Annotated in this window: 5 protein-coding genes; all 5 read right to left on the bottom strand. The window is 36.2% G+C overall.

Annotation, left to right across the window (positions count from 1 at the left end):
• Positions 1-722, bottom strand: a 722-nt coding sequence (locus ABGX27_09120) for a flagellin (protein MEO2069649.1), incomplete at its 3' end; no start/stop codon positions are given.
• Positions 723-811: 89 nt separating this feature from the next.
• Positions 812-2,890 carry a hypothetical protein gene (locus tag ABGX27_09115; protein MEO2069648.1) on the bottom strand — a complete coding sequence of 693 codons (2,079 nt, stop codon included), beginning with the start codon at positions 2,888-2,890 and terminating at the stop codon, positions 812-814.
• A gap of 7 nt (positions 2,891-2,897) precedes the next feature.
• Entirely contained in the window at positions 2,898-4,088 is a 1,191-nt protein-coding gene (locus ABGX27_09110) for a hypothetical protein (protein ID MEO2069647.1), read from the bottom strand.
• Positions 4,089-4,097: 9 nt separating this feature from the next.
• Positions 4,098-4,463 (bottom strand): hypothetical protein, encoded by a 366-nt coding sequence (locus ABGX27_09105; GenBank protein ID MEO2069646.1) that lies wholly within the window; start codon positions 4,461-4,463, stop codon positions 4,098-4,100.
• On the bottom strand, positions 4,456-4,809 hold the full coding sequence (locus tag ABGX27_09100; GenBank protein ID MEO2069645.1) for a hypothetical protein: 354 nt from the start codon (positions 4,807-4,809) through the stop codon (positions 4,456-4,458). The genes ABGX27_09105 and ABGX27_09100 overlap by 8 nt, the downstream gene beginning before the upstream one ends.
• Between the last annotated feature and the right edge of the window lie 236 nt (positions 4,810-5,045).

Below are 5,045 nucleotides of genomic sequence, written 5' to 3'. Positions count from 1 at the left end.
TCTCTTATAGCTGTAGCTATACCGTCATTAGTGTTAAGATCTATTCCCATTTGCTCAGCAATTTCTCCAACGTTCTTTCCATTAAAGTAATAGTTGCTTATTTGTCCTTTTGAAACTTTTATACCGTTAACTTTTCCAAGGTGTTGAGCATTTGGATCCATTCCAAGGTCCCAGCTTAGGAAGTCCTCAGCCCCAGCTCCATATCTGATGTATCTGTCACTATATCTTGTCATGTTTCCTATATCTGTTCTGGCAGTATGCTCCAAATAAGTATTGTTATTGTTTTCGTCGAGGTTGAAAAGCTTAAAACCTTTGTATTCTGTATGGGTTACAATTTTGTTAATTGCCATTGCAAGTTCTACAAGCTGTGATTGAGCGGCACTTCTATCACTTGCCGTTTCAAGACCGTTAAGTCTATCAACTGTCTGCTTCATTTCATGTAGAATGTCCTGAACGTCGTTAAGAGCTTTCTCTGCAATTTTTGTCATTGTAATGAATTCTTTGAGGTTGTGAATGGATTCATCTGTACCTGTTTTCCAAGAGGACATAGTGTCGGCAATTGCCCTTCCACCCTCATCATCCTTCATATCATTGATTCTCTTACCGCTGGAAAGGTGCTCCATCGTCTTATCAAGCTTTTTTTGAACTTGAAAGAGAGTGTTTTGGATTCCACCATATTCAGCGTTGAACCCTACTGCGAAGCTCATGGACTCGTAAGCCATGATACACCTCCTTGCAAAATTAGTGATTTTTCTTTACATATCGGAGGTAGGAGAAAAAAGTTAAGTTGAATTGTGCCCCTCTTCCCTTACTAAAGTAAAGGGCTTCCCGCTTCATCGTGGGATAAACCCCTCTCCACGGGCTTGTAAAGCTCGTAAATGTCCACTTTGTCTTCTTCTGTATACTTAAGAAGGTTATACTCGGTCTTTCCTCTCCATTTAGTGTAAAACTGCACGTGAGAGTAAGGAGTAAGAGGCTGAAAGGATAGGTTTGATACCATTCCAAAAATCAGTTTATCAGAAAGAACATTCCTTATTCCTGCGTAATGAGCGGACAAAGTAAAATCTATCATTGAGTAATAATCCGAAATCCTTTCATCAAACTTCCCGACTTTCCTGAACGTTTTTCTACTACCCAAAATAACATAGTCCAAGGCCTTAAACTCCCTGCTTTTTACGGGAACTTTACTTAACTCAACATCTTCATACAGTCTGTAAACTACGTTGTTGTGTTCAAAGGTAACTCCAAGATGTTTTACCCTACCGGCTTTATCAATAACTACTGCTCCTAAAAGTACGTTGTCTTTAAGTTCTTCTTCTTTTACAAAGAATCTAAGGGGAATAATGCCCTCCTTGAATAGAATGATGAAATTTCCTTTTGAGTTTTCAATAGCAAAGTTATATAGGACAGATAAGCTGTTCTTACCGTCTTTTTCTAAGTAGAAATTAATAACTCCTTTTCCTTGAAAGTTTTCTTTAAATTCCAGATAAAGATTTCTTAAAGACTTAGGAAAAACTAGGTTAATCTCGTCAATTTCGGGATTGATAGTGTCAAGCAGTCTATTCAGCGTTTCGGCAATCAGATTTACGTTTCCTAAAACAATAACGTTGAAAGAGTATCTCAGCCGGGGAACGTTTTTGAACACAAAAGGTTTTGTCTTTTTCTTGCTGTAGAAATCCTTTTCACGTAGAACGAACTTTATTACATCTACTACACGTTCTGTGGCTTTACAATCAAACTTATAGAAAACATACTCCAACCAACGCTCAATATTCTTTTTAATCTTTAGAGAAATTCCTCTTTTTAGAACTTTTTCTATTTCTTCAGTTAATTTTTGAGGTTTTACGAGGGGAGCTACACCGTAGCTAGCAAAATATACGTCTTCTTTGTTATATTCTATTTCAAGAACCGGTTTTCTAAACGCAAATGCTTCAAAGGTTAAAGTGGAAAGACCTAGCGTGACACAAACATCACTTCCGGCAAGTATATCGTATGAATCGTAGTTCTGAACTATCTTAAAGTTTTCCTTTTCGTACTTTTCTCTTAAATCATCAACGTAATTTCTTTGAGCAGTAGGATGTATTTTCAAGATGTAGTTAAAATCTTCTGAAATGTTCATTAGAGCTAAAACAGCCCCCAAAGGATATTCTAAGAACTCTTTTCCGCTTCCTTGAATCAGGTAAATTAAAGGTTTTGAGGAATCAAGAGAAAAATCCTTGCATACTTTCTTCTTATAGAACTTTTCTTTCCCTTTGTATTTCGGAATTGCCCAATCAAGGTGTGTATCTCCAACTATGATGTTTTTTTCAGGAGCATTTCCCAACTTTCTCAAAAGGTCAACCGTTTGTTGTCCCCAAACTAAGTTTGCTGTTGAGTATTCCGTGTGGAAGGAGAGAGAAAAATGCTTTATGTAATAAGCTCCCTCTTGTAAAGTAATAAAAGGAATCCCCTTTCTAAAGGAAAGGTAAGCAAGTAATTTACTCCATCTATTGAGTTCGTGTAAGGCAAAGATTACATCAATTTTTTCTCTTTCCAGAAGTTTTTCGAAAGCTATTACCTCTCTAATTATGTGCCTTAGAGTTTTTGTAATAGAGTTAGGTGAAAAGAGATTGAAGACTTTATGATTTCTATGCCGCTCTGATAAGACACGAGAAAGTCTTTTATATTCTTCCTCTTCATATTCTATGTCTTTTTCGTCAAGAAGATCCTCTATATAAAGAGGACTAATTCCGTACTTTAAAGCTGACATCTCAAAAGGAAAGAAAACGTGCTTGGTAACGTATAAAATTTCCATTCCATCCTTTTTAAGTCTTTCAAGAACAGGCTTCCATAGTCTCATATGGTGAGGTTGCCCAACAAAAAATACTCCTCGCTTACCTTTCAGTTTCATGTTTCCTCTATTCTATTATGTTTTCTATACATTCTCTAAAAGTTTTCCTCTTTCTATCTTTTCTGAGCTTGTTTTCCACATAGCTAATTAGTTGAGCATCGTTCAAGATAGCTGTTTTTGTGTTCTCTTTTCTTCTCAAAGGAGAGTAGTAAATGACATTTTCGGGGAGAGATGAATAGTTGTTCACCTCTGCAGGTTCAGTATAGATAACCAAATCTGAGAATATTGAGAGAAACTCAGGAGAGTGCCTCGGAGTATCAAGATTTAGCATCTCTTTGAATCTGGATTTTGAAAGTTCGTCCACATAAGCCTCAAGTACAATTTCTCTCTCCTTGAGAAAGAGAACGCTACTAGAAGGATTGGTAACAATAATCAGGTTAAAGTCCATACTAATTTTAGAGAGGATTCTAATTAACCTCCTGACAGAATATCTCTCAGATATGCTGTGGACGACGGTAATTAAAGGTGTTCCTGAATATATTTCTTTGGAAAAAGACTCTATGTCTTCAAATAACTTAAGGATAGCTTGTGGAGGAAGGGTAGTATCTGTCAAGAGCGAAGCGTACTTTTCCTTTAAGAGGAATATTTGGCTCTCAGGGACTCCTAACTTTTCTTGTAGAAAGAAACTACTAGATTCCTGTTTTACTATATAGAAATCATAAAAATAATAGTGATAGTAGTAATAATCCGAAAGCTGTTGAAATTCAACTCCTATTGTAGGAATTCCTTTTTCTCTACAGGTTTTGTAAAGTTGAAATTGATAGTAACTTCCAAATCCCTGTGCTCTATTTGTGTGATAAAGAGGCGTTATAACTGCTCCTACTTCTTCGTTAATTTCAGGTAACTTGTGAAATTCCTGAACTATACTTCCAGCTAAGTCATCGAGGACAAGCAACTTCCAAAGCTCAATATTTGCAGGGGAAACGCGTATATCCTCTATTGCTTCTTTTATAGAAGCTAGATATTTATTCCTTTCAGAAATAGGAATGTTTTTCCTCGCTTCCTCCGCTTTAAAAAGAGAAACTTCCTTAAATTTGCTCAACCAACTCTTTTCAATGAATTGGTAGAGTGTAGGATTTTCTCCTATTATAACTTCTACATTATAGCGAGATAGAAGTTCTCTTATTAAGTAGAGATACTTACACCTTAGATAAAATGTTTCACTTTCAGGAGCCAAGAAAAGTACCTTTTTTCTCATACTATTACCTTAGCTTGAGAACGCAAGCGGTATTATATCAACAACATCTTCAATCTGCCATTTTTTCACCTTTTCTTGGGCTTTCTCCTCACACTCAGCAGGAACAAAGAGCATGTAACCTTCTCCACTCTTCCTCACGTGGTCGGCTATTGCCTTAGCCCTTCTTTTAGCTTCTTCACTGTTTAAAGTTTTACATGTTTCAACTTGAACGGCTATTTGGAGTTCTACTTCCTTTTTCGTTACTCCAATCATATCGGGAAGTAAATCTTCATCTTCCTCTTCTTTAGCTTCAACCTCGTAAGGCTTAATTCCTTGCTTGTCAAGGAAAACAGCAACTATATTGATTAAATCTTCTCTGTCAAACTGCTCAGCCATTATTTTCCTCCCTAAGTTCATTCTTTTCTTTCCCTTTTTCCTCTGTTCCTGCACTTGCAGTTTTTACAAGAGCCATCTGATTAAGTTTTACGAGTTCCTTTACAATCTCTGTATTAATAACAGAGAAAAGCTTTTGAAGTCTATTTTGAACCTCTTTGGCAGATAATTTTTCGTTCTTTATAAAGGCCAAAATTTCGTTCAGCAAGAACCAATTTTCGAGGGAAATTCTATAAGCCAAATATGCCTTAGCATAAGTTTCTGTAATGACATCTGGCAAATCTACTCTTAGCTTCACTGCTTGTGATTGTTTTCCTTGTTCTTGCTGTTTTTCCTTTTCTTCAGCCATCAGAATCCTCCAATTTTTATATTAAAAAATTTCTCTTCCATTTCCTCTCCTTTTTTAAGGGAAAGAGAGAGGATTTCTAACCTTAAATAGTAACATTAACATTTGATATGTCAACATTATTAGAAGGTGTTTGAAAATTGCCAACACCATAAAAAAAGCCTATCCTCTCCGATATGAAAGCTAAAAGACTTAATTTCCAACAAGTACTCAAACTCACACAAACCTACATGCACCGG

The organism is Desulfurobacteriaceae bacterium, from assembly GCA_039832905.1.
Classification (GTDB): Bacteria; Aquificota; Aquificia; order Desulfurobacteriales; family Desulfurobacteriaceae; genus Desulfurobacterium.
Note: the sequence above shows the minus strand (reverse complement) of the source record. Positions and strands in the feature narration are given on the sequence as shown.